This window comes from Bradyrhizobium sp. (assembly GCF_036009065.1).
GTDB lineage: Bacteria > Pseudomonadota > Alphaproteobacteria > Rhizobiales > Xanthobacteraceae > Bradyrhizobium.
The window spans coordinates 1-25,611 of sequence record NZ_DASYMN010000321.1 but is presented as its reverse complement, the minus strand read 5'-3'; the positions used below and the strand labels follow the sequence as shown (position 1 = coordinate 25,611).

Here is a 25,611-nt window from a genome sequence, read left to right as displayed (position 1 = left end):
GCCGCCGATCAGCCGGCCGATATTGATCCCGGTGATGGTGACCAGCGTCAACGACGAGGGTTTTAAGGCGTGTACGAACAGGATCCGTGACGGCTTCAGTCCTTTCGCCCTGGCCATCGCGATGTAGTCTTCCTGCAGCGTAGCGATCATGTCGGAGCGCAGCACGCGCATGATCCCCGGCCATTCGGCGAGCGCCAGCGTCAGCGCCGGCAGCACGAAGCAGCGCAGATTTCCGACCGGATCTTCCGCGAACGGAATGTACCCGGTCGCCGGCAGCCAGCGCAGCTGCACCGCGAACAGATAGATCAGCAGGATCGCGGACAGGAACGCCGGCACCGACAGCATGGCGAAGGCGGTGCCGGTCATGAAGCGGTCGAAGCCGGAGCCGGCGCGCACCGCGCAGGCGATGGCGAGGGGAACGCCGACGGCGAGGCCAATGATCTCGGCGAGGATCATCAGTTCGAGCGACACCGGCAGCCGTTCAGTTACGGCTTGCAGCACGGTCTGGCCGGTGCGGAAGGAACGGCCGAAGTCGCCCTGCAGCACATGGCCGAGCCAGCTGAGGTAGCGCCACCAGACCGGCTGATCGAGGCCCATGTCACGGCGCAGCGCCTCGACCTTTTCCGGCGTCGCCTGGTCGCCCAGGATGACGTAAGCGAGATCGCCGGGCAGCAGCGAAGCAATCAGGAACGTCAGCAGCGATACGGCAAGCAGAACCGGCACCAGGTACAGGAACCTTCGCCCGACGAACCATACCATTCCCGGCTACTCCATCCAGGCGCGCGATACGTCGATCACCCCGCTATACATCTTCGGCAGGCCTTTGAGCTTGGCGCTCGAAAGCGCGTAATAGGTGTTCTGGAAGGTCCAGAACCAGATCGCTTCCTTGTTGATGAGCCGGCTGATCGCGCAATAATCCTCGGTCCGTTTTGCCGGATCGGCAGTGACGCGCGCCTCGTCCAGCAGCCTGTCGAGTTCCGGATTGGAGTAATTGGCGAGCGCAACCGCACTGCCGGTCTTGAAGTTGGCATACATCTGCGGATCGGGATCGGCCAGATCGACGATACGCCACGGCGTCAACTGGAATTGACGCATGAAGGCGCGCGGCACCACAGTCGCCTGATCGATCTGCTCGATTTCCATATTGGCGCCGATCTGTTTCCAGAACTGCTGCAAGACCTGACCGACGGTCCGCCCGCGCGGCGTTGCGGTCACGATCATCTTGAACTCGACCGGCTTGCCGTAGTCCTTGATCAGCGCCTTGGCTTTTTCGACGTCGAAGGGCAGCGCGCCGTCGTCCTTGCACTTGACCCACGAACCCTCGCCGTAAGGATTACTCGCCGGCCGGCTGAGGCCGTTGGTGATCGCCTGCGACATCTTCTTGCGGTCGAGCCCCATCACCAGCGCCTGGCGCACGCGCACATCGTCGAACGGCGCGACCTTGGTATTGAAGGCGTAGACCGCCGCCCCGGAGCCAACATAGGTGTGGACCGTCATCTTCGGGTCCTTCTGCGCTTTCTGAATGTTGTCCGCGTCGAATTCGTCATCCCAGACGATATCGGCTTCGCCAGACTGCAGGCTGGCGAAGCGCGATTGCGCATCCGGCAGCGGTTTGAGGACGATGCGGTCGAGATATATACGGCTCTTGTCCCAGTAGTCCGGATTTTTTTCGAGAACCATGCGATCCCCCGCGGTCCAGGACTTCAGCACGTAGGGTCCGGTGCCGACGGGATTGCGGTTGTAGTCATCGCCCTTGGTTTTCCACGCCGTCGGTGACTGAACCGCGTTATTTTGGCTCGGGATGGTGATGATCGCAGGCAGGTTCACCGCAGGATCGATCAAATTGTAGACGACCGTCAGTTCGTCGGGCGCCTGCACGTCGCGCGTTCCGGTGATGTAGAAAGCGCAGCGGCATTTGTTGGCCGGATCCTTTTGCCGGTCGAAATTGGCCTTGAACGCTTCGGCGTTGAAGGGAGTGCCGTCGTGGAATTTGACGCCGGGCCTGAGCTTGAATGTCCAGGTCTTGAAATCGTCCGAGTGCGTCCAGGAGAGCGCGAGTTTCGGCTGCGCCACGCCCTTGTCGTCGAGAGTGGTGAGCGTATCGAAGATCGCCGCGGACGCCGTCAACGCCGCGGTGTCGAACACGCCGACCTTGAGCGGATCGAAGCCGGGAATGTCGAGCTCCAGGCCGACGGTGATGCTGCCGCCCTGCTTTTGTGCAAGGCCCGGGCTTGCGAACAGTGCGACGCCAACCGCCGCACCTAAAACTGCCTGCGCAAGCGCGCGCGAGCGGGATTCCGCTTTCATTTTGTCGTCTCCCCCAATACCGTTTCGCCCGGTGGTCCGGATGTCGAATTGGTGGGCAGATTGACTGTAATTACCGGTCGGGGCAAGGCGGGAAAGCCGGCCGCGTCGCAGCGTCGCAACGCTTCTTGGCTTATTTCACCTGTCCCAAAGTCGTTCGGACTCGATGTTGAAAATCCATTCGGGCCTTGCCAACCAACACGGTTTTGTGGCCATTGGCTGTGCCGTCGCCGGCGCCGGTTCGTCGATGCGGCGACGGGCGTACCGCTCTCCCCTTTCAATGGGTGGAGTAGCCCTCGCGGAGGGCGCCGGTGGACCACCGCAGTCCGAAAGCGGCTGGGGCAGCGCCTGCGTCGACGGTAAATTCCGGCTATCCGGGCCTCGAATCGCAAGACCGATTCCTTATATGCGCGATGGCTTGATACATCGGGTACTCGAAGGTAGAGATCGTGGGTCATTCAGCGGGCGCCGGAACCCCGATTTATCAATGTAGAAAAGGTTCAGAATGATCCGGAAGATCGGCAGCGAAGAGGTTATCAGCATCTTCCTCGACTTTTTTAAGAGCCGCGGTCACCTTAAGATCGAAGGGCAGTCGCTGGTGCCCAAGAATGATCCGTCCCTGCTGTTCATCAACTCCGGGATGGCGCCCCTCAAGGCTTACTTCCTGGGACAGGAAAGGCCGCCGGCACCCGATCTCTGCAACGTCCAGCGCTGCATCCGGACCAACGACATCGAAGAAGTCGGCGATCGGCATCATCTCACCTTTTTCGAGATGATGGGATCGTGGTCGATCGGCCATTACTGGAAGGGCGAGGCGATCGCGCTCGCCTGGAAATTGCTGGTCGAGGGTTTCGGCTACCCGCCGGAGAAGCTCTACGCCACCGTCTACCGGGGCGATCCGGAGCTCGGTATCGGAGCGGACGAGGAATCGATCGAGCATTGGCGGGCGGTCGGAATGCCCGCCGATCACATCGTGCCGCTGGGAAAGGACAATTTTTGGGGTCCGGCCGGGGAATTTGGCCCCTGCGGTCCCTGCACGGAGGTGTTCTTCGACACCGGGGATGAATTTGGTCCGGCCTATGTTCGCGGCGGGCATTTCGACGACGTCAATCGTTACATCGAGATATGGAACGCCGGCGTATTCATGGAATTCAACAAACTGCCTGCCGGCTTCTCCAGGCTGGAGATGCGCAGCGTCGATACCGGCTCGGGGCTGGAGCGCATGGTGATGGCGCTCAACGGCTTCGAGAGCGTGTACGAGACCGATCTGCTGCGTCCCCTCGTCGACTTCACGGTCGCGCAACTCGGCGGCAGCGCTTCCGGCAAGGCGCCGCGCATCATTGCCGATCACATCCGCGCGGCGACGATGATGCTCGCCGACGGCGTGAAACCGGCGGCAAGCGGCGCCGGCTATATTCCGCGGCGGATGATCCGCCGCGCCATCGCGGCCGCCTATGAGGGCGGCAACAAGCGTTTCGACTTCGACGGACTGGTGAAGCTTGCCATCGACAATGCGAAGTCCTGGAATGCGCACGTCCCGGCCCGCCGCGACGAGATCATGTCGGTATTCTCGCGCGAGAAAGATGATTTCGAGGAAGTGCTCGAAAACGGCCTCACCAAGCTGGCCGACGCCTTTGCCGCGGCCAATGGCGCGATCGACGGCGCGACCGCGTTCACGCTGTTCGCCACCTACGGCATGCCGATCGATACCATCCGCGAATATGTGGTGTCGCGCGGCGGCTCGCTCGATGAAGAAGGCTTCCAGGTCGAATTCCGCAAGCACCAGGAGGTCTCGCGCAATCAGAAAGATGGTGAGACGGCCGGCGGTCCGGCCATTGACGTCGATGGCCTGCCCGACACCGAGTTCGTCGGCTACACGCATCTTCAGACGTCGGGAACGATCCTGGCGATCCTGCGCGACAACCGCCGCGTCAGCTCTGCCTCTGCGGGCGAGGAGGTGCTGGTCATCACCGACAAGACCAGCTTCTATGCCGAAGGCGGCGGCCAGGTCAGCGATCACGGCATCCTGGCCACCGGCGAAGCGCGTTGCGCCGTGATCGACATGAGCAAGCCCGCGCCGAAGGTCTTCGCGCACAAGTGCATCGTCAAGCAAGGCACCCTCCGTGAAGGCGCGTTGGCGGAGCTCATCGTCGACGCCAACCGCCGCCGCAGCGTTCAGTCCAATCATTCGGCGACGCATCTGTTGCATAGCGCGTTGCGCAGCGTGCTCGGCAAGGAAGTCGGCCAGGCCGGCTCGCTGGTCGATGCCGACCGGCTGCGGTTCGATTTCACCTATGGCGACCGGATCACCGACGAACAACTTGTCCGCATCGAGAACATGGTCAATCAGGCGATCCACACCAATTACAGCCGCAGTGAGCGTATCATGCCGTTCGACGAGGCGGTTGCCGCCGGCGCGCTGGCGTTCTTCAAGGACAAGTATGGCGACACGGTCCGCACCATCGGCTTCGGCGATTATTCGACCGAACTTTGCGGCGGCACCCATGTATCGTCGACCGGCGAGATCGGGCTGTTCGTGATCGTGTCGGAGGGCAGCGTCGCGCGCGGTGTGCGCCGGATCCAGGCGCTGACCGGTCAGACCGCGTATGAGTTTTTGCGAAGTCACGACCGCGTTCTGTCGCGCATCGGAAAAATGCTGAATGGCAGTCCTGAAGAACTGGAGAGCCGCGTCGCAGCGCTGATCGACAGGTCGAAGACCAGCGCGCCCGCGCCGGGCAAAGCGGTCTCCGCCAAAAGCCTCGCCGCGGGCGCCCGCAAGCTTGCCGACGGTACGCCTGCGGTAATCGCGTCGCCGGACATTCCGTTCGACCAACTCCGGCGCGCCGCGATCGAGACCGCGCAGGAAATCGGCGGCGTCGCCATATTGGCGATTGCCGCCGACGACAAGGCACGCGTTGCGATCGCGGTTCACGACAGCCGCATCAAGGAATTGAGCGCGGCGGCGATCCTGAAGCGGATATTGCCGCTGATCGACGGCCGCGGCGGCGGCAAGGCGACGCTCGCCGAAGGCGCAGGGGCCCGCATCGAAGGCATCGCGGACATCCTTGCCCGCGCCGACAACATCGTAAGCGAGAATGCATGACGCGGCGCGCCAAATCAGTTCGCCTGAGAAACGGCTTTTGAACCGCGCGGCCCGCCATGGGCTGGGGCCAACTTCAGAGAAGATTCGATGAAAGCCAGCCGTTTCGGGATACGAATCCTGCGTGAATTTCCAAAGGATGCGGAAGCCCCAAGCCATAAGTGGCTGGTCCGGTCCGGCTATATCATCCAGCATGCCAGCGGCATCTACAGCTATACGCCACTGTTTTTTCGGGTGTTCCGGAAAATCTGCGCCATCGTCGAGCAGGAGATGGCCGCGATTGGCGCGCAGCAGGTGCAGTTGCCGCTGCTTCAGCCGGCCCGTCTGTGGGAGCGTTCGGGGCGATGGGAAGTGTTTCGTCGTTCGCGATTGATGTTCCAGCTGACCGACCGGAAGGACTCCCAATACGGGCTTACCCCGACCGCCGAAGAGATGATGTGCGAATTCGCCAAGTCGCTGATTACGACGCGGAAGGACGTGCCGCTTACCTTTTTTCAGCAGCATGTGAAGTTCCGCGATGAGCTGAGGCCGCGCTTCGGACTGGTCCGCTCCCGCGAATTTACGATGATGGACGCCTACAGCTTCGATTGCGATGATGCCGGGATGGACGCGGTTTATCGCGCGATGCGGGGAGCCTATCAGGCGGTGTTCACGCGCTGCGCCCTGAAATTCGCGATCGTACTCGCCGACAGCGGCGCGATGGGCGGCTCCGGCTCCGAGGAGTTCATGGCGCTCAGCGAGTGGGGTGAGGACACGATTCTCTATACCGACAATTATGCGGCCAACGCCGAGTTGGCGCAGGGCCGCGTCGAACGCGACGCGGCCGAACCGCCCCGCCCCGCCCGCCAAGTCTCGACGCCGAATGCCGGGTCGGCCGACGACGTCGCCGTCCAGCTTGGGATTTCGCTGCGGCAAATCGTCAAGACGCTGGTTTATGAGGTGGCGGCAGCATCCGGCGAGGACCAGCTGGTCGCGGTGCTGCTCCGCGGTGATCGCTCGATCAACCTCGTCAAGCTTCAGAACCATCTCGGCGGAATAGACGCGAAACTGGCCGCGGCCGATAAGGTGGCGGCGATCTTCGGCGCCGAGCCGGGATCGATCGGCCCGGTCGGAATGCGCGGCCGCATCCGCGTGCTCGCAGACCAAAGCATCGAGGGACTGACCAACATCGTGGTCGGCGCCAACAAGACCGGATGGCATCTGGCCGACGTCAATATCGGCAGGGATTTCGAAGTCGACGCCTTCGCCGATCTGCAACTCGCCGAGGCCGGTGACATTGCCGCCGATGGGGCGGCGCTGAGCGCCGCGCGTGGAATCGAGGTCGGGCACATCTTCAAGCTCGGCGACAAATATACAAGGGCGTTCGAACTGACGGTGCCGGGCAGCGACAACAAGCCGGTGCCGCTGCAGATGGGGTGCTATGGGATCGGCACCTCGCGGGTGGCGGCCGCCATCGTCGAGCAATGGCATGACGATGACGGGATCATCTGGCCGGTGACGGTGGCGCCATTCGAGGTAGCGATCGTCGCCATCAAGCAGGGCGACGATGGCGTGCAGGCGCATATCGACACCATCGAGACGGCGTTGGCGGGGCTTGGTCTCGACTACCTTACCGATGATCGGGACATCTCGGCCGGCGCGAAATTCAAGTCCATGGACATGATCGGCATCCCGTTCCGAATCACCCTGGGGCGCGCGCTCGACCAGGGGCTGGTTGAGGTAAGGGCGCGCGCCGGGGGCCGCACCGAAACGGTCGCGATCGGCGAAGCCGCCGCGCTGGTCGCCGCCTGGCGAAAGGCCGCCCTCGACGTGATCCAGAGCGGCGCGCCGGCAATTGCGCCCGTAAATTGATTCAGCCGCGACAGGAGTCGTGGGCTCGGCGGGACTTGTTCGCCCTGCGGTGCGGTCATATCCGATGGAACAAAGGTTTCGCCGCACGGTTCTGAGTTCAGGAACGTGATGGAGCGCGAATGAACTATCCCAAACCGCCATTTCCCAATCAGCAGCAGCCGATGCCGGGGGCGACCGAGGCCATGAAGCCGGTGCCCGATCACGGCGAAACGTCGTATAAAGGCAGTGGCCGGCTCGTGGGCAAGAAGGCGGTCATCACCGGCGGCGACAGCGGCATCGGGCGCGCGGTCGCAATCGCGTTCGCCAGGGAAGGCGCCGATATCCTGATTTCGTATCTCGAGGAGGACAATGACGCGCGGGACACCGCGCGCTATGTCAAGGACGCCGGTCGAACGGCCATCTTGATGCCCGGCGATTTGCAGCGGCCGGATCACTGCCGCGCCGTCATCGCAAAAGCCGTCTCGGAACTGGGTGGCGTCGACGTCCTCGTCAACAACGCCGCGCATCAAGCCACCTTCAAATCGATCGAGGACATCTCCGACGAGGAATGGGAATTGACCTTCAAGGTCAACATCCACGCGATGTTCTACCTCACCAAGGCCGCCGTGCCGCATATGAAGCCGGGAAGCTGCATCATCAATACAGCCTCGATCAATTCCGATGCACCTAATCCGACGCTGCTGGCTTATGCGACAACCAAGGGCGCGATCCACAATTTCACCGCCGGGCTGGCGCAGATGCTGGCCGAAAAGGGCATTCGCGCCAACGCGGTTGCGCCAGGACCGATCTGGACGCCGCTTATTCCCTCTACAATGCCGACGGAAACCGTCTCGAATTTCGGCAAGCAGGTGCCCATGAAACGCCCTGGCCAACCCGTCGAGCTGGCAACCGCTTACGTCATGCTGGCCGATCCGCTTTCAAGCTACGTGTCGGGCGCGACCATCGCTGTGACCGGCGGCAAGCCGTTCCTTTGAGCCTCTGTTGATGCCGATGCCCGGCCGTAACCATTTGCCCCAGTCCGTCTTCGCTTTCGCTGCGCTCAAGCTACGCCGGACACGCTTCGCCCTGACGGTCCGGCGCGGCTGCGCCACGCGTAGCCCGTCAGGGCGAAGCGTGGTGGGCCTGCCTGGACTCGAACCAGGAACCAGACCGTTATGAGCGGCCGGCTCTAACCATTGAGCTACAGGCCCGCGCAGCGTCGCGCTGGCGACACACGACGGTGCCGGTACCCCTTACAATGACCCTTGGCGCCCGGCAATGGCGTCGTTCCGCGTCACGGAACCATGCCGGCCGATCTTCGTTGAGGGCTGCATTGGAACGGGCTTTGGAGAGGCGCGCATGTTTCGCTGGGCTGTGATCTGCCTGATCATTTCGCTGATCGCCGGCGGCCTCGGGCTGACCAACATTTCGGCGTTCGCCAAACGGCTGTCGATGATCTTCTTCGCCCTGTTCTTTCTCGGCTTCCTGGCGCTGCTCGGCTTCGCCTATTTGGTCGGCTCCGCGCTCAGTCATACCGAGCTGGTGCCGGCGCTGGTAGCGATCAGCATGTAGCGCGGCGCTTAGCGCGTTTGCGAAAATCTGCCTCCCGGCCAGCTTTCGCTCTGCGTCGCTTCCGAACGCCTCAGAAGCGCGCCTCGTCATCCTGAGGTGCTCGCCGCACAGCGGCGAGCCTCGAAGGATCGGCCGCGGGCAAGATGCCAACACCGCGTCTGCGGCCATCCTTCGAGACGCCGCGCAACGCGCGGCCCTCAGGATGACGGTGAAGATGGGGCGACGCCGCTATTGGGACGACGTCGATGGTGCAACCCATTTTGCGCTTTGCGTTATTCCGGCTACGCTCGCCTTTCCGAGCAACCGTGCGAGTACAAAATGCGCGACCCTCAGGCTTTGATCAGCACCCAGGAGCTTGCGGCGATCGTCGGTCGGCCGGACCTTCGAATCTACGACTGCACCACTTATCTCGAACCTTCACCGCCGGGCAGCGACGACCCTTACGTCGCGGTGCCGGGCCGGCATACGTTTGAAGAGGCGCATATCCCGGGCGCCGATTTCCTCGATCTGCAAGGCGAATTCTCCGATCCCGCCACAAGGCTCCGCTTCATGATGCCGGCGCCGGCGCTGCTAGCAGCCAGCTTCGGCCGTCACGGCATCGGCGACGGCACGCGTGTCGTGCTCTACGGCATCGGCACCATGATGTGGGCGACGCGGTTCTGGTGGATGCTGCGCTCGCTCGGCTTCGACAACGTAGCGGTGCTCGACGGCGGCCTCGACAAATGGCGCGCCGAGCGACGGCCGCTGGAAAGCGGCGAACCTGGCGACTACCTGCCGGCCACATTTACAATCAAGCCACGTCCGGGACTATTCACCGACAGCCATGCGGTGAAGGCCGCGCTCGGGCGTCCGGATCACGTCATCGTCAACGCGCTTGGCCCGCAGTTTCACAAAGGGCTGGAGCCGAGCCGCTACGGGCGGCCGGGACGCATTCCAGGCAGCGTCAACGTTTCCGCGGCGACTTTGATGCAACCGACCAAAGAACTGATCGCGCCGACCGAAGCCGAACAAAAATTCGCGGCGCAAGGCATCACGAAGGACAAGAACGTCATCGCCTATTGCGGCGGCGGCATTTCGGCGACCATCGATCTGTTCCTGCTGCACCAGCTCGGCTACGACAATTTGACGCTCTATGATGGATCGATGGGCGAATGGGCCAGGGACGCTTCATTGCCGATCGAGACCGGTTGAGGCGATCAGCGATTGCGGCGCGCCGTCAGTTGCCGATCGGGCAGCTGCCTGGGCTGTTACAGGGCGCGGGAGTGGCCCGCGTGGCGGCTGTCGCCTCGTTGGAAGCTGGGCCCTCACCGCCGTTCACAATGGCCGAGACACGCCAGCTATACAGCGAACGCGGCGTCAGGCCGGTGTCGGCAAAACTGAAGCCCGCGGCGGTCCCGACCACGGAGAACTGACCGTCGGCGCCTGCGCGCGAGATGCGATAGGCGAGCTGTCCGTCCTGCCGGGTCCAGGCAAGATCCGCGGCGGTATCCGACGTGTCGATCGCCGTCAGCGCCGGCGCCGCGGCCGGGGCCGCTGCGGGAGCCGGCGCAGGCACCGCGCGCGCCGTGAGGGCATCGAGCATGGCCTTGATCGTCCTGATCTGCGATCCGGCCTTGGTGACGTAGCTGTCCTGATGATCGACGTAGCTCCACCAATCCCAGCATGCCTGCGGATTGAACGGCAGGAACGAGCTCGACTTGGTCTGCGGATACAGCACGATGAGATGGTTGGTATCGGCCCAGGCGTTATATCCGGTGTCATCGACAAAACGCCGGTCGATTTCGCCGAAATCCTGTTTGCATCCATGCAGGGCGATATGGACGCGGCATGCGGCGCCGTCTGCGCAATCCCTGGGTACGAATACATAGCCGGTATCGCCGAGGCTGAGCGCGCCGGTGTCGTGGGGCCTGGTGTACACGGACTGGTCGAAGCGCTTCATCGTCCCGGTCAGCTGCCCGCGGTTGGGGGCGTTCAACGCGCCGTAGATGTGCTGCAACAGGATTCCGGCCTGGTCGTAGCCGCACTGGTCGATGTACGGAATCTTGTTGTCGTTGCAGGCATTGAGGCCGGGCAGGTGCGGCTCTCGCGCAACGACCAGCGAATGACCGGCGCCGATCGCGGTCTGGTAATACAGATTGCCGCGGTTGGCCTCGCCGAGATAATGCCGGTAAAAACCGGCGGCGGCATCGGTGACCGATCTGGCGACGACGGCGTCGTTAATGCCGTGGAACACATAGACTTTTTGCGCGCTGACGAACCGCAACGGATCGATGTCGCCGGACGCCGCCTTGGCGTCGGCCTTTGCGAAAGACGTGCTCAAGGCCGGCGGCGGTCCGGACATGCACGAGCCGGTGGCGTGCAGGATCGGCAGCGTAAAGTTGTTGATGAAGTCATTGGCGTCGGCCTGGGCGCACCAGTATTGTCCGCCGGCAATCACGCCGACGCCCTTGATCGCCGACGACCATGCGGTGCCGAACTGTACCGCCATGAATGCACCGGAGGAGATGCCGGATATCGAGCTTTTGCCGATGTCGGCGTTATAGCCGGATAGCGGCTCAGCCAGCGCCGGTCCGGCGACGATTCCCGCGCAGGTCAAGGCGATCGCGGTCCGGCGCAACGTCCCAACGCTCATGACATCCCCTGTGTAGCTTCAGATCGTCAGCCGAACGGCCTGCAAGCGCAAGACGATTAATGCGCCAGTTGCTGCGAGAATTTTAGCCGAGGTTTGATTCTACCGATACAAGCTTGCGTCCACATTGAAACGGTAGACGAAGTGCCACCTCGCGCCGCCTTGCGGCATGGCCGCAAACCGCAAATACTTGGGCCGGCCGGGATCGCGAATCCCGGCTGAGAAAAACGACTGAAAGTCGGAAAACGGGAGGATTATCATGGCGGAGAAAAATGCCGCGAACGCCGAACGCGGCGTCGATGCCAGCAGGCGGAGGTTTTTGGGCGGCACAGCCTTGGCGGCCGTTGGCGCGATCGTCGGGGATGTCATGCCGTTGTCCGGGACCGGGATTTCCAGCGCGCATGCGCAAGGAACCGCGCCGGCACCCCCTGCCCCACCCGCGCCTCCGAAGGGACCGCAATACCTGAAATTCCCCGGCAAGAACGAAAAGCTGGTCGTGCTGGGCGACCGGCCGCTGGTGGCCGAGACCCCCGAGAGCCTGCTCGACGACGACACCACGCCTACGGAAAAATTCTTCATCCGCAACAACGGGCAGACTCCGGAGGAGACCAAGGATCCCGACAAGTGGAAGATCACCATCGACGGCGAAGTCAACAACAAGCTCGAGATCACGCTCGGCGAGTTGAAGGCGAAATACAAGGCGGTCACCCGCCGCATGGTGCTGGAATGCGGCGGCAACGGCCGCGCGGCGTTCTCGCCGCCGGCGCGCGGCAACCAGTGGAGCAATGGCGGCGCGGGGTGCGCCGAATGGACTGGCGTGCCGCTTGCCGACGTGCTCAAGATCGCGGGGCTGAAGCCGGGCGCAAAATACACCGGGCATTATTCATCCGACCTGCATCTATCCGGCGATGCCGGCAAGCCGACCATCTCGCGCGGCGTGCGCATCGAAAAGGCTGTTGACCCCAACACGCTGATCGTGTGGGCCATGAACGGCCAGCCGCTGCCCAACATTCACGGCGGGCCGGTGCGGCTGATCGTGCCGGGCTGGCCAGGCTCCGCGTCGCAGAAATGGCTGACCCGGATCTGGGTGCGCGACAAGGAGCATGACGGCCCCGGCATGACCGAATTTTCCTACCGGGTCGCGATCAAGCCGATGGTGCCGGGCGACAAGGGCGATCCGGCCAATTTCCGCATCCTGGAATCGATGCCGGTGCGCTCGATCATCACCAACCCCGCGAACGGCGCCAAGCTCGCCGCCGGCACCAGGGAGCTCAAACTGCGCGGCGCCTCATGGGCCGGCGATCTCACGGTGAAACAGGTGGACATCTCCACCGACGCCGGCATGACGTGGCGACAAGCAAAACTCGAAAAGCCGAAGAACAAATACGACTGGCAGCGCTGGACCGCGAGCGTAAAACTGCCGTCCGATGGCTATTACGAGGTCTGGGCGCGCGCCACCGATTCCAAGGGCGCGATGCAACCGCATCAGGCCGCCTCATGGAATCCGCAAGGCTACGGCGGCAACGCGATGCACCGGATCGCGGTGCTGGTCGGGTAAGCCTGATGGTTTCAAGTCAAATCGCCACGACGCTCAGCTCACCTCTCCCCGCAGGGGAGAGAGCCTGCCCCCGACTTGATCGGGGGTCGACGCGCATCGTCAGATGCGCGGCGGGTGAGGGGCCTCTCCGCAAGTCCGAGTGCTTCGAGAGACCCCTCACCCGAAGCCTTCGCTGGCGCTTCGGCTTCGACCTCTCCCCTCCGGGGAGAGGTGAGAAGGAGCCGCTCCGACCTAAATTCATCGCGCTCTCGATGATGCGCTTGGCGTGCATTGCGATTGCGGGTTTGCTCCGGACGGCGCCCGCACTCGCGCAAACGACGTTCACGCCGCGCGACGAAAGCCCGGAAGAATTCGTCGCCGGCGCCGGCCGCGACGAAACCTTCTATGCCTGCACCGCCTGCCACAACTTCAAGCTGGTGGCCGCGCAAGGCCTGAGCCGCGCCGGATGGGACGACTCGATCAACCTGATGATCCGCCGCCACAACATGCCGCCGCCCGAGCCCAGGGAGCGCGAGGTGCTGCTGAACTATCTGGAGGCCGCCTACCCGCCCCGCGCCCCCGGCCGCGGCGGCTGGCAAAACCCTTTCAGCAAGTGAGCGTGTCGTCGCGGCGCATGCACGATAACATCCTAACAACGATGGGTTATGGGCCGCTCGGAGGGTTTTCCCTGAGCGATCCAATGGATTCTCAGCGCAAAGAATGTTATATTCTTCGGCAGGAGACTCTATGTCCGCACGCCCTCAGACAGCCACCGCGACTTCTACCGCCACCCTCATTCGCGAGATGGCGGCCCGGCATCACGTGACCTATGTCCCAACCCGATCGGATTTGCTTGCGAACGATATAACGCGACTGGCGGACGATCGTGTCAGGTTGGATGAGGTAGAGTGCATGCTACTCGCGTTGCAGCGGGCCGGACATCTTAGCCGCAGCCAACTCGTCCATCTTCAGGCGAAATACCTGAGCGAAACCAGGCCGTGACCTTCGACCCATTCGGTGATTACGAGACCGAGGGTTACCTTCGCAATTTCGAAAAAGTAAAAGACCTCAATATCGTCAAACGGCTCGAGCATGCGTCCTTTGCAACTGGAATCGACGAAGCGTTCTCGCAACTCGCAAAGCCAAAGCAACTCGCTTACGAGCACATTCTGCAAACCCATAAGATCCTGTTCGACGCGGTGTACCCGTCGGCCGGGCAAGACCGGTTGCAAACAGCGCCGAAGCTTGCCGTAAAGAAGGGTAACGTCATCTTTGCGTACCCGCAGGACATCCGTCGAGCGGTGGATTTCGCCTTGCTGATAGGCCAGGACAAAGACACAATGGCGGCCGCGCCCGGCGAAGTAATGGGATATCTGGCGTTCGGACATCCTTTTCTCGATGGTAACGGTCGCACTATCATGACGGTGCACTCAGTTCTTGCGCAGCGCGCCGGCTTCAGCATCGATTGGTCTTCGACAGACAAGGAGCATTATCTTGATGCGTTGACCAGAGAACTCGACAGTCCGGGAAAAGAACACCTCGACAATTATCTCAGGCCGTTCATGCGAGGCGCGCCATCGCGTACGAGCGGTTAGCCGCCGAGGTTGCGCGGGCGCCCGGATTTGATGAAGACAACGGGCCGCCAGCCGAACCCAACGAAGTGCTGGGCGAGACCAACGAGCCGGGCGTCAAAGCGCGATACGAAAAAGCACTGCTGAACCGGAAGAAAAAGTAGCTTGAGCGATTTTCTATAAGGAGCCTTTATGCGCGCTTTCCTCCTTTTCGTCGCATTTATGATGAGTCTCGACGCACCCGCGCGCGCCGCGGATGATGTCGCTACAGCTCAAAACGTGATTCGTTCGCAGGAGCAGGCTTTCAGCCGCGACGATCCCGCGGCGGCCTACTACCATGCCGCACCGGCGATCCAGGGCATATTCCCGGACGCCGAAACCTTCATGGCCATGGTCCGCAACAGTTACGCCCCCGTCTATCGCCACAAGAGTTTTGAATTCGGCGAGGCCCGCATCGCCGACGGCAAGATCGCGCAGCGCGTCCATATTCTCGATGTCGAGGGCGTGCCGTGGGAGGCGCTGTATACGCTGGAGCTGCAGCCCGATGGCAGTCTGAAAATCACCGGCTGCATGCTATTGAAGGCGGGCCAGGCGGCGTGAGGAAACGGGGAATGCCAATGCCTTTCAGGAACACGATGCTGGCGGCGCTGCTGGCCGGGGCTCAATGCGTTGTCGGCTTTTCCGCACTGGCAGGCGCACCTGACGCTGAAAACCCCGCGGCAACAACGTGGCCGACGCAATCGTGGGCGGCTTCGACGCCAGAGGAGCAAGGCGTGGATTCGGCCGGCCTTGCGCGGCTGATCGAAATCGTGGGCACCCGCAGGCAAGACAGCTTGATGATCGTGCGCCATGGCAAGATCATCGCTGAAGCCTATTATGCCCCCTACGTCGCAGGGGTCAGCCATGATCTCCGGTCGGTGACCAAAGGCGTCACCGGCACCCTGACCGCCATCGCGCTGCGTGATGGTTTCTTCGACAGTGTCGACCATCCGGTCGTCGACTATTTTTCCGACCGGCGGATTTCGAACCTCGATGACAACAAGAAGGCGCTCACCATCCGGCATCTGCTGAACATGACCTCGGGCATCGACTGGCTGGAGAACGTCCATACGCCCGATGAACCCTTAATACAGATGTACAATAGCCCGGATCGCACCGGCTTCGTACTGAACCGGCCGATGTCGGGCGCGCCGGGAAGCAAATTCTACTACAACAGCGGCAACCCGTATCTGTTGTCCGCGCTGCTTACCAAAACCACCGGACAAAGCGCCTTCGACTTTGCAAAACATCGGCTGTTCGACCCGCTCGGCATCACGAGCGCCAAATGGGGTGACGTCGACGCGCAAGGCGTGACCGACGGCGAGGCCGGGCTGTCGCTATCGCCGCACGACATGGCAAGGATCGGCTATCTCTACCTTCACAACGGCATGTGGGACGGCAAGCAGATCATTCCGCCGTCATGGGTCGATCGCGCGCGCGAAGGCAACGTGACGGCGACCTACGGTTTTCGTTATGGAAATTTCTGGTGGTCGCTGCCCGAAAAGGGCGCCTATATGGCGCAGGGCCGTCACTCGCAATTGATTCTCGTGCTGCCGAAGCTCGACATCGTCGCGGTGATGACCGGCGTCATGCCGGATGATGAGTTCTATCCGGCTCGCCGGATGATCGACGATATTTCCAGATCGGTAAAGTCGGATACGCCGCTGGCTCCCGATCCGGTCGCGCAGTCCGTGCTCGCCGCGTCGATCCGCGCGGCCGCAATCGAAAAGCACTCGCCGATTGGTGCGACGCCTGAACTGGCCAAGGCGGTTTCGGGCAAGACCTGGCAATTCGCCAAAAATGACCTCGACGCGAAGTCATTCTCGCTTAACCTGGTCGGCGAAAATCCGACATGGGAAATCGTCACCGACACAGGCAAGCCGGACAAGCCGACCGAGCGGTTTTCGGGGCCGCTCGGACTCGATGGCATATTCCGGAAGAGTCCGGCTCATTACGGAATCGACGCCGTCAAAGGCCGCTGGATCAATGCGCGCACTTTCGCGATGGAGCGCCGTATCCTTGGCAACAGCGAAACGCAGCTCTGGGAGCTTACGTTCGACGGCAACAAGATGACGGTCAACTACGAAGACACCGACGGCACCAAGGTGGAATTGCACGGCGAAGCCAGCGACTGAAACGCGGTGACTACGCCATCGCCAGCCGCTGCCTTGCCCGCAGCAGCAGCGCCACCATGATGGTGATGTTCAGCGCGTTCCACCCCAAGCCGTTCATGAACGCCGCGGCGTAGGAGCCGGTGGCATCGAAGATGAAGCCGGAGATCCAGCCGCCGAACGACATGCCGAACACCGAGGCAAAGATCACGATGCCGACGCGGGTCGCCGCTTCGGACGCCGGCATCGCCTCGCGCACGATGATGGCGTAGCTCGGCACGATGCCGCCCTGGAACAGCCCGAACATCGCGGAGATGATGTAAAGCGAGGTGAGGCTGTCGAAGAACAGATAGAACAACAGCGCAAAACCCTGCGCCGCCGATCCGATCAGCAAGGTCGGGATGCCGCCGATCTTGTCGGCAAGATATCCCGAGCCGATCCGGCTGATGATTCCGAAACCCATCATCAGCGACAGCATCTCCGCGCCGCGCGCCACGCCGTAGCCGAGGTCGCCGCAATAGGCGACGATGTGGACCTGCGGCATCGACATCGCCACGCAGCAGGAGATGCTGGCAATGCACAGCAGCACCGTCAGGGTGTTGGTGGAGAGCTGCAGGTCGACGCGCGGCGGGGCTGCGTTGACGTGATCGCGCTGCGAGGCCGCGCCGATCTGCATTCGCAGCACCAGCAACACCGCCGTCATCGCGAGGGCGCAGAAAATGCCGACCGCGATATGGGTGGTGCGCCAGCCGGCGGTCTGCACGCCCCAATTGACCAGCGGCGGCCAGATCGCGCCGCCGACATAATTGCCGCTGGCGACAATGGTCACCGCGAGCCCGCGATAGCGGTCGAACCAGTGCGAGGCTTCCGCCATCAACGGCGCGAACGTCGCCGACGAGCCCAGCCCGATCAGGAAATGGATCAGGATGAACTGCCACAGCGTGGTCGACAGGCCAGCGCCGATATAGGCCAGTGCCAGCAAGCCGATGCTGAGCGTGATCGCCATCACGATTCCAAAGCGGTCGGTGATCTTGCCGGTCAAGACGCCGCCGGAGCCGAAACCGAGCATGGTGAGGGTAAAGGCCAGCGACACCGCGCCGCGGGTGGCGCCGAATTCGCCCTGCACCACCGGCAGCACCACCACGACCGACCACATCCCGACGCTGCCGATCGAGCCGATCAGCACCGCCAGCGCAAGCCGCACCCACGCCTGACGCGAGTCGGGGATGAAGGCGGCCGGATCTTTGGATGGATTGGCGGGTGCGCGCACGGGCGCAACTTCGTCGGGGGAGGCTTCCCGGTCAAGCGCCGTGATGAAATGTTGGGCATGCAAATGCGGTGGAACTCAAGCGTGTCCCGGACGCGATGCGGCGCGAAGCTCTTGCGAAGCGCTGCTCCGCAGACCCGGGACCCCGGTTCAGCAGCGCACCACGCCGCGAAGTGCGGCGCGCTGCGCTGCGCCCGGGGAACGAAAGACGCTCCACAGGCAGTCCGTTAACGCTTTCCTAACCATAAACCGGGCAAATTTTGCCTAGGTAAGTCGAGTGTCGTCGGTTGCGACGGGGGAGTACCCGTGGACGCCAATGCGGTGCCTCACTTTCGAAGCGGTGGTCCATCGGCCGCCGCGCAGACGTTTGGCGCCCGCGAACGGCATCGGCGGGGGGAAGCAGTTCTTATGGCGGATGTGACGGCAGGTTCGGGCGCGGAGTCACCCGGATCGGGTTTTCCCAGTTTTGCCGACATCGGCACCATGCTGAAGCGCGGCGATCTGGCGCTGGCCTTCGGCATCCTCACCATCCTGGTGGTGCTGATCCTGCCGCTGCCCGCGATCGTGCTCGACCTGTTCCTGGCGATCTCGATCATCCTGTCGATCCTGATCCTGATGACGGCGCTGTTCATCCAGGCGCCGCTGGAATTCTCCTCGTTTCCGACCGTGCTGTTGATCGCGACCATGCTGCGGCTGTCGCTCAACCTTGCCTCGACGCGGCTCATTCTTTCGCGCGGCCATGAAGGCACCGCGGCGGCCGGCCACGTCATCGAGGCGTTCGGCAATTTCGTGATGGGCGGCAATTTCGTGATCGGGATTATCGTGTTCGCGATCCTGGTGATCGTCAACTTCGTCGTCATTACCAAGGGCTCGGGCCGCATCGCCGAGGTGGCGGCGCGCTTCCATCTCGACGCCATGCCGGGCAAGCAGATGGCGATAGACGCCGATCTGTCCGCCGGCCTGATCGACGAGAAGACCGCCAAGGACCGCCGCAAGGCGCTGGAGGACGAAAGCGGCTTCTTCGGCGCCATGGACGGCGCCTCGAAATTCGTGCGCGGCGACGCCGTCGCTGGACTGCTGGTGGTGTTCATCAACATCATCGGCGGCATCATCATCGGCGTCGCCCAGCAGGGTCTCGGCTTCGGCGAAGCCGCGCGCACCTATACGCTGCTCACCGTCGGCGATGGCCTCGTGACCCAGGTGCCGGCGCTGATCGTCTCCACCGCCGCGGGCCTTTTGGTCTCGAAAGCCGGCGTCAGCGGCGCCGCCGACAAGGCGCTGATGAAGCAGCTGTCCGGCTATCCGCAGGCGCTCGGCATGTCGGCCGGCGTGATGCTGGTGCTGGCGCTGCTGCCGGGCATTCCGATGATCCCGTTCCTGGCGCTGGGCGGCGGCGCCGCGGCGCTGGCCTTCTCGGCGCGCAAGCGCAACCGCGCCGCCTCGGCCGCCGAAGCGCTCGCCGCCGCGGCGCCGGCGGCAGCGGCTGCTGCTACCGCCGCGGCGGACGAGCCGATCGCCACCGCGCTGAAAATCGACGATCTCAAGATCGAACTCGGCTACGCGCTGCTGCCGCTGGTCAATGGTCCCGACGGCACCGACCGCCTCACCGAGCAGATCAAGGCGCTGCGCCGCTCGCTCGCGATCGAGATGGGATTTGTGATGCCATCGGTGCGCATCCTCGACAATGTGCAGTTGGAAGCCAACACCTACGTCATCAAGATCAAGGAAGTGGATGCCGGCACCGGCCGCATCTGGCCGAACCAGTACATGGTCATGGATCCCGGCGGCAGTCAGGTCAACGTCCCCGGCCTGCACACCACCGAGCCGACCTTTGGATTGCCCGCGACCTGGGTCGATGCGGCGCTGAAGGAAGAAGCCTCGCTGAAGGGCTATACCGTGGTCGATGCCGCCACGGTACTGTCGACGCATCTCACCGAACTGCTCAAGAACAACATGTCGGACCTGTTGTCCTACGGCGAGGTGCAGAAGCTGTTGAAGGACCTGCCCAAGGAGCAGGGCGAGTTGGTCAAGGATATCGTACCGAGCCAGGTCACCGTTTCCGGCATCCAGCGCGTGCTGCAGCTGCTGCTCGCCGAGCGCATCTCGATCCGCGATCTCTCCACCATTCTCGAAGGTATCGCCGACGCGCTGGCGTTCTCACGCAACCCGGCGACGGTGGTGGAGCACGTCCGCGCTCGTCTCGCGCGCCAGATCTGCGCGCAAAACACCTCGATGAACGGCTATCTGCCACTGGTGGCGCTGTCGGCGAAATGGGAGCAGGCCTTTGCCGAGTCGCTGATCGGCCAGGGCGAGGAGCGCACGCTGGCGATGCAGCCGTCAAAGCTGTCGGAATTCATGACGGTGGTGCGCGACCGCTTCGAGCAGGCCGCGCGCGAGGGCGAGGCGCCGGTGCTGGTGACCTCGGCGGCGATCCGTCCCTTCGTGCGCTCGCTGGTCGAGCGCTTCAGGTCGCAAACCACGGTGTTGTCGCAGGCGGAAATTCATCCGCGCGCGCGGCTCAAGACGGTGGGGAGTGTTTGAAAACGCAGCGACTTTTCCGCCACAGACAACCATTTTGTGCCCGGTTAATTTGCAACGTCGAATTTGCCGCTTTAACGCAAAAGTCAAATTAACCTATTGTCTTAACACGCATATTTTTGATTTCGCGTATGCGTCGGGCTTCGCCGGATCGCGGGAGTTCAAGTCTTTTCACCGCTTTGTGATCGCCTCTGTGGAACGAAAAGCCGAATCCCTACGTTTCTGGCCATGAGTTGTTGAACCTGGCGGGGGAACGGCCAGACATACCCTCAAGGCAAGTTGGACGGCAGGAGGCTTGCAGATGAACCATTCGATCTACAGCGCGGACCGCTCGACCCATCTCAAGATCGTGGTCGTGGCCCTTGTCGCTGCCATCACGGTGGCCGCTTTCGGTATCTCGGCCCGCACCGGTTCGGACGAGACCTACGCGCAGTCGACGCGCGTCATCAAGGCCGGTGCGCCGGTCGCCATCACGAACTCCAACGGATCGGTTGTACGCTAACAGGAATTCAAGGAATTCACGCGGCTCTTTACCAGCCCCCCAAAGTCGCCACGTGGATAATTAAGACCCCAAGACCCCAAGTGACTCAGACGACCGAAAACGCCCGCTCCCCACGGGCGTTTTCTTTTTGCGGGGTCGTCATACGCGGGCTTGACCCGCGTATCCATCCATCTTCGCAAGAAGCTTCTTTCAAGAGCATGGATTGCCGGGTCAAGCCCCGGCAATGACGATAGAGAAGAGAGACCGTTCGGGTCCCGGGCGCGATGCAGCGCGTAGCTCTTGCGAAGCGCTGCTTCGCAGAACCGGGACCCCGGTTAAGCAAGCAAGCTGGACCCCGGCGCTGCAGCGCACCGCTTCGCAAGAGCTACGCGCTGCGCTGCGTCCGGGGAACGCAAACTTAGCGGCCCTGCGGCACGGTCTCGATCAGCTTGCCGGCGAACACCGGCGCCGAGCCCGGCTTGCCGTTCGGCGATCCGCCCGATGGTTCGACGGTGACGGCGTAGGTTGCGTTCTTGACGATGTCGGGGTCATAGGCCGCGAGCGCCGGGCGCCCGGTAAAATCACCCTCGCCAATCACGCCCAGCGAACGCGGCGCGCCGAGCCTGTCGGAAATCACCCACAACTCATAGCTCTTGCCCGGCTCGGGCGCGGCATCGACCTTGCGCACCGTAAAATTTCGACTTGCACCATCGACGGTGAGAATGAACGCGGGCGAACCGCCATCCTTCTGCAGCACTGCGACATATTGCGCCGGCACCGGAGCGGGCGGCGCTGGAACCTGCACCACCTGCGTCCGCGGTGTCGGGCGAATGCTGTCGGGCAGCAGGTCCGGCCGAACCACCTGGGTCACGACGAGCGCGATCAAGGCCGCCGCGATCGCGGTCATGGCGGTGGCGATATTGCGCCAGCGCCGGACCGGTGCGGGAAACGCGACAACATTGCCGGTTTCCGTCGCGGGGGCGGCTTCGGCGACGATCGGATCGGCGACTGGCGTTGGCGGCTCCGGCAGCACCAGCGGCATCTGCGCGGCGGACAATCCAGCGGCGGCCTTGATCCTGTCCCAGACCTCGGGCGATGGTTCGACCGAACCGACCATCTGGTTCAGCACGCCGAGCTTGTGCTGCCAGGCGTCGACCATCGCCGCGAAATCCTTGTCGACGGACATCATGGTCTCGGCCTGTCCGCGCTCATCGGCGTCGAGGGTGCCGAGCGCATATTCCGCGGCAAGCGCGATATGGTCTTCGCTGTAAGCCATCATCTCAAAGTCCAAGGCCTTAAAGCCCGAGACACTCCCGAATATCCATCATGCTGCGCCTGAGCCAGGTCTTCACGGTGTTCACCGGCGTCTCGAACTTCGCGCTAAGTTGTTCGCGGCTCCAGCCATTGTAGTACGCGAGCAGCACCAGCTTCTGGCGATCCGGCTGCAGCCGTCCGATGCATTCCAGCAGCCGCTTCAATTCCTCGGTCATCTCGCGCCGCGCCAGCGGATCCGGCGAATCGGCGGCGACTTCCATCGCGGCCGGCTCTTCTTCGATCGACGACTCGGTCCGCTTGCGGACCACATCGATGGCCCGGTTGCGCGCAATCGACGCCATCCATGTGATCGGGGACGCCACGCCCGGATTGAACTGCCCCGCGCTGTTCCAGATCTTGACGTAAGCCTCCTGAATGACCTCCTCCGCGAGATCCTGACGCCGCAAGATACGCAGCACGATGCCGAAGAGTTTCGCGCGCGTGGCGGCATACAGCCGCTCAAATGCGGCCTCATCCCCCTTCGCCACCGCGGCAATCAGCCAGACCAACTCAGCCGGCGTCAGCATTCGCACGTCCCCAAAACTCGCGGATTCCTCGACCGCGATTGTATCCGGCCCAAAGGCCGTCGAACGGTTTGGTATCATATTTTCACGGGGCCGATGTGCCAAGTGCTGGAACTCCCAAGGAAAAGATCGAGCGGGCTGCGACGCGTGAGCACTCGGTGACCGCGTAGCTGAGTTCGCCATCCTTCTTGACACTCATGTTATTGGGGGTACAAAAACTTATCGTGGGCTTGCCTTGTAGCCCTGGTTTGTGAGCACGAGCCCACACACCACCGTCATCCTGAGGTGCTCGCCGTCCTTCACGGCGAGCCTCGAAGGATGGCCACGAGCGCCTTGGCCATCCTTCGAGACGCCGCGCAAGCGCGCGGCTCCTCAGGATGACGGTGTGCGTGCGGAGATGACACACGGCAGCTAAAAGAAAAGGCCTCGCCAGCGACGAGGCCTTTCAATCTTCGCAGCGGTGACGGATTACGCCATCGCAATCCGCGCGCGCATCAGGCCGATGCTGTCGAGATCGGCCTGCTCGCGGGCGCTTTCCTCGGCGCGTTCGCGGGCCTGGTCGCGCTCGTCCAGCAGCTCGACCTTCTTCAGCTCCTCGAACGCCTCGGCCAGCATGCTCTTGGCATCCTCGAGCTGGATCCGCAGCTCGTCGGCGGAGCGGGTCAGGTTCTCGCGGCGCTGGATCGCGGCCTTGGCGTAGGTCGGATAGGCGAAGTGCGAGGGATCGTTGATCCCGGCGCGGTCCTGCTCGTTCTGGATTTCGCGCTCCAGGTCCACCGACATGCGCTGGAAGTCGGCAATCATGCCCTCGATCTGGGCGACCCTTCGGCGCTTTTCATCGACCTGAAATTTCTTCAGGCGGATCAGCGTTTCACGTGACTTCATCGACTCATACTCCCCAGAAGTCCCGTTTCGAACGCGGGACAGAACCGGCCTCCCGCAAGGGCCCCACCGGCATGACTAGGCGGATGATGGCCTGACAAAGTTAGCGTTCCGTTTCTTTAGCGCCCAGGATTTGCTCAAGTTGGCGGTAACCGGCGGCAAGACCCGTGACTTCTTCCTTCTGCTGGCGCAAAAACGCCTCCAGCGGCTCATGCAGCTGGATCGCCTCGTCGACCTCCGGGCTGGAGCCGGCCCGGTAGGCGCCGAGCCGGATCAATTCCTCCATGTCGGCATAGGTCGCCATCACCTGCCGCGCCCGGGTGATGGCCGGCAGATAGGCCGGATCGGCCGATTTCGGCATGGTGCGGGACACCGACTTCAGTACATTGATCGCAGGATAGCGTCCGCGCTCGGCGATTCCCCGCTCCATCACCACATGGCCATCGAGGATGCCGCGGACCGCATCGGCCACCGGCTCGTTGTGGTCGTCGCCGTCCACCAGCACGGTGAAGATGCCGGTGATGGTGCCCTGCCCCATGCCGGGGCCGGCCCGCTCCAAGAGCCGCGGCAGTTCGGTGAACACCGTCGGCGTATAGCCCTTGGCGGTCGGCGGCTCGCCTGCGCTCAGGCCGATCTCACGCTGCGCCATCGCAAAGCGCGTCACCGAATCCATCAGGCACAGCACATCCTTGTCGTCGTCGCGGAAATACTCTGATATCGCCAGGGTCAGATAAGCCGCCTGCCGCCGCATCAAGGCGGGCTCATCCGAGGTCGCCACCACCACCACCGAGCGCGCCAGCCCCTCCTCGCCGAGGTCGTCCTGCAAAAATTCCTGCACCTCGCGGCCGCGTTCGCCGACGAGGCCGATTACGGAGATATCGGCATCCACGTTGCGCGCCAGCATCGACAGCAGCACCGACTTGCCGACGCCGGAGCCGGCGAAAATGCCGAGCCGCTGGCCGCGGCAGCAGGTGAGAAAGGTATTTAACGCGCGGACCCCGAGGTCGAGCGGCGGTCCGACCCGGCGCCGGGAATGCGCCGGCGGCGGCAGGTTGCGGTACGGCATCGGCGAGGACCCCTGCGTCAAAGGCCCCTTGCCGTCGATCGGCTCGCCCATGGCGTTGAGCACGCGCCCCAGCCAGGACGGCGAGGGCCGAATTTGGCTCGCGGCATTGGCGATCACCGCGCGGCAGCCGCGCCGCACGCCTTCGAGGCCGGCGAACGGCATCACCACCGCATTATTCCCGGTGAAGCCGATCACCTCCGAGGGGATGAAACGGTTGGCGCCGGTCTCGATCACGATCCGGGCGCCGACCGACATCGCATGGACGGGCCCCGCGATCTCCACCATCAACCCGCGGACGCCGACCACCCGGCCATAAATGTTGACGCCGTCGAGGTCGGCGATCTGCTCGGCGAGCGCCTTCATTGCGAAAACCTTAAGTTTCCGCGCTTTCTAGGCCTCTCCTTAACTCCGTGTTTACCCGCATCGTTAATCATTACGTCACTGTCTTTGGTGACTGAAAGCGCTCGGCCGTCAGAATGAAGGTTGAGTCGCGAGAGTCGGTTAGACCCGACTCTTAATGTGAGAACTGAACGGACTGGGATACGAAAAGCTGCTTCACCGCAATATCTTATGGCGATTCGACAAAAATTGCACGAATAGACCTTGCGGACGGGAATCAGATTTTGTTAACCATATGCCGTCAGGATTCGAATCAGTTGTTCAAAGGCGTTTTGAGTGCCGCAAGTGCGGCCGACCTGACGCCCGGGAGCGGCGACGATAGGGGACTGGCATGCGCGTATTGCTGATAGAAGATGACAGCGCCGTCGCGCAGTCGATCGAATTGATGCTGAAATCCGAGAGTTTTAACGTCTACACCACCGATCTCGGGGAAGAAGGCGTCGATCT

The 25,611-nt window shown here is 62.9% G+C and carries 20 protein-coding genes, 1 tRNA gene and 1 pseudogene; 13 read left to right on the top strand and 9 right to left on the bottom strand.

All coding sequences use genetic code 11. The annotated features are described in order from the left end of the window. Positions 1-759, bottom strand: a 759-nt coding sequence (locus tag VGP39_RS19835; protein WP_327569794.1) for an ABC transporter permease, incomplete at its 3' end; no start/stop codon positions are given. A 6-nt stretch (positions 760-765) separates the two neighbouring features. After that, positions 766-2,307: an ABC transporter substrate-binding protein gene (locus tag VGP39_RS19830; RefSeq protein ID WP_327569793.1), complete on the bottom strand. Its 1,542-nt coding sequence runs from the start codon at positions 2,305-2,307 to the stop codon at positions 766-768. A gap of 502 nt (positions 2,308-2,809) precedes the next feature. Between VGP39_RS19830 and alaS the strand changes: the two genes are divergently transcribed. From alaS to VGP39_RS19815, 3 genes are all read left to right on the top strand, one after another. Beyond that, positions 2,810-5,407 (top strand): alanine--tRNA ligase, encoded by a 2,598-nt coding sequence (alaS, locus tag VGP39_RS19825; RefSeq protein ID WP_327569792.1) that lies wholly within the window; start codon positions 2,810-2,812, stop codon positions 5,405-5,407. 87 nt (positions 5,408-5,494) lie between these two features. Next, positions 5,495-7,255, top strand: coding sequence for a proline--tRNA ligase (locus VGP39_RS19820; protein ID WP_327569791.1), 1,761 nt, complete (start codon positions 5,495-5,497; stop codon positions 7,253-7,255). A 119-nt stretch (positions 7,256-7,374) separates the two neighbouring features. After that, positions 7,375-8,229, top strand: coding sequence for an SDR family oxidoreductase (locus VGP39_RS19815; protein WP_327569790.1), 855 nt, complete (start codon positions 7,375-7,377; stop codon positions 8,227-8,229). 140 nt (positions 8,230-8,369) lie between these two features. Here VGP39_RS19815 and VGP39_RS19810 read toward each other — a convergent pair. Beyond that, a tRNA-Ile gene (locus VGP39_RS19810) sits at positions 8,370-8,445 on the bottom strand. Between the two features lie 148 nt (positions 8,446-8,593). On the opposite strand from VGP39_RS19810, the gene VGP39_RS19805 reads away from it, so the two are divergent. Both VGP39_RS19805 and VGP39_RS19800 read left to right on the top strand, forming a co-directional pair. Next, positions 8,594-8,806 (top strand): DUF1328 domain-containing protein, encoded by a 213-nt coding sequence (locus VGP39_RS19805; protein WP_327569789.1) that lies wholly within the window; start codon positions 8,594-8,596, stop codon positions 8,804-8,806. A 318-nt stretch (positions 8,807-9,124) separates the two neighbouring features. Next, positions 9,125-9,997, top strand: coding sequence for a sulfurtransferase (locus VGP39_RS19800; RefSeq protein ID WP_327569788.1), 873 nt, complete (start codon positions 9,125-9,127; stop codon positions 9,995-9,997). Between the two features lie 25 nt (positions 9,998-10,022). Here the strand turns inward: VGP39_RS19800 and VGP39_RS19795 are convergent, their stop codons facing one another. After that, on the bottom strand, positions 10,023-11,438 hold the full coding sequence (locus tag VGP39_RS19795; protein ID WP_327569787.1) for a PHB depolymerase family esterase: 1,416 nt from the start codon (positions 11,436-11,438) through the stop codon (positions 10,023-10,025). A 256-nt stretch (positions 11,439-11,694) separates the two neighbouring features. Here VGP39_RS19795 and VGP39_RS19790 point away from each other — a divergent pair, with 256 nt between their 5' ends. The 5 genes from VGP39_RS19790 to VGP39_RS19770 all read left to right on the top strand — a co-directional run bounded on the left by VGP39_RS19790 (position 11,695) and on the right by VGP39_RS19770 (position 16,717). Then, on the top strand, positions 11,695-12,993 hold the full coding sequence (locus VGP39_RS19790) for a sulfite oxidase (protein ID WP_327569786.1): 1,299 nt from the start codon (positions 11,695-11,697) through the stop codon (positions 12,991-12,993). A gap of 251 nt (positions 12,994-13,244) precedes the next feature. Then, positions 13,245-13,589 carry a hypothetical protein gene (locus tag VGP39_RS19785; protein WP_327569785.1) on the top strand — a complete coding sequence of 115 codons (345 nt, stop codon included), beginning with the start codon at positions 13,245-13,247 and terminating at the stop codon, positions 13,587-13,589. Positions 13,590-13,970: 381 nt separating this feature from the next. Further along, the gene (locus VGP39_RS19780) at positions 13,971-14,567 is read left to right on the top strand and encodes a Fic/DOC family protein (RefSeq protein WP_327569784.1); all 597 of its coding nucleotides are present in this window, start codon (positions 13,971-13,973) and stop codon (positions 14,565-14,567) included. A 168-nt stretch (positions 14,568-14,735) separates the two neighbouring features. Further along, positions 14,736-15,143 (top strand): DUF4864 domain-containing protein, encoded by a 408-nt coding sequence (locus VGP39_RS19775; protein WP_327569783.1) that lies wholly within the window; start codon positions 14,736-14,738, stop codon positions 15,141-15,143. An 11-nt stretch (positions 15,144-15,154) separates the two neighbouring features. Further along, the gene (locus VGP39_RS19770) at positions 15,155-16,717 is read left to right on the top strand and encodes a serine hydrolase (protein WP_327569782.1); all 1,563 of its coding nucleotides are present in this window, start codon (positions 15,155-15,157) and stop codon (positions 16,715-16,717) included. A 10-nt stretch (positions 16,718-16,727) separates the two neighbouring features. Here VGP39_RS19770 and VGP39_RS19765 read toward each other — a convergent pair whose 3' ends face one another. Further along, entirely contained in the window at positions 16,728-17,963 is a 1,236-nt protein-coding gene (locus VGP39_RS19765; RefSeq protein WP_327569781.1) for an MFS transporter, read from the bottom strand. A gap of 303 nt (positions 17,964-18,266) precedes the next feature. Here VGP39_RS19765 and flhA point away from each other — a divergent pair, with 303 nt between their 5' ends. Together flhA and VGP39_RS19755 are read left to right on the top strand one after the other, a co-directional pair. Beyond that, positions 18,267-20,501, top strand: a complete 2,235-nt coding sequence (flhA, locus tag VGP39_RS19760) for a flagellar biosynthesis protein FlhA (RefSeq protein WP_327569780.1) — start codon at positions 18,267-18,269, stop codon at positions 20,499-20,501. Between the two features lie 298 nt (positions 20,502-20,799). Continuing rightward, complete coding sequence (locus VGP39_RS19755) at positions 20,800-21,000, top strand: hypothetical protein (RefSeq protein ID WP_327569779.1); 201 nt, start codon at positions 20,800-20,802, stop codon at positions 20,998-21,000. A gap of 397 nt (positions 21,001-21,397) precedes the next feature. On the opposite strand, the gene VGP39_RS19750 is transcribed toward VGP39_RS19755, so the two are convergent. From VGP39_RS19750 to fliI, 4 genes are all read right to left on the bottom strand, one after another. Next, positions 21,398-22,255, bottom strand: coding sequence for an anti-sigma factor (locus VGP39_RS19750; protein WP_327569795.1), 858 nt, complete (start codon positions 22,253-22,255; stop codon positions 21,398-21,400). A 19-nt stretch (positions 22,256-22,274) separates the two neighbouring features. Then, on the bottom strand, positions 22,275-22,820 hold the full coding sequence (locus tag VGP39_RS19745) for a sigma-70 family RNA polymerase sigma factor (RefSeq protein ID WP_327569778.1): 546 nt from the start codon (positions 22,818-22,820) through the stop codon (positions 22,275-22,277). Positions 22,821-23,285: 465 nt separating this feature from the next. Next, the gene (gene fliJ / locus VGP39_RS19740) at positions 23,286-23,702 is read right to left on the bottom strand and encodes a flagellar export protein FliJ (RefSeq protein WP_327569777.1); all 417 of its coding nucleotides are present in this window, start codon (positions 23,700-23,702) and stop codon (positions 23,286-23,288) included. 100 nt (positions 23,703-23,802) lie between these two features. Further along, positions 23,803-25,128 (bottom strand): flagellar protein export ATPase FliI, encoded by a 1,326-nt coding sequence (fliI, locus tag VGP39_RS19735; RefSeq protein ID WP_327569776.1) that lies wholly within the window; start codon positions 25,126-25,128, stop codon positions 23,803-23,805. A gap of 367 nt (positions 25,129-25,495) precedes the next feature. On the opposite strand from fliI, the pseudogene VGP39_RS19730 reads away from it, so the two are divergent. Beyond that, positions 25,496-25,611 (top strand): annotated as a pseudogene (locus VGP39_RS19730) (DNA-binding response regulator); the annotation flags it as partial.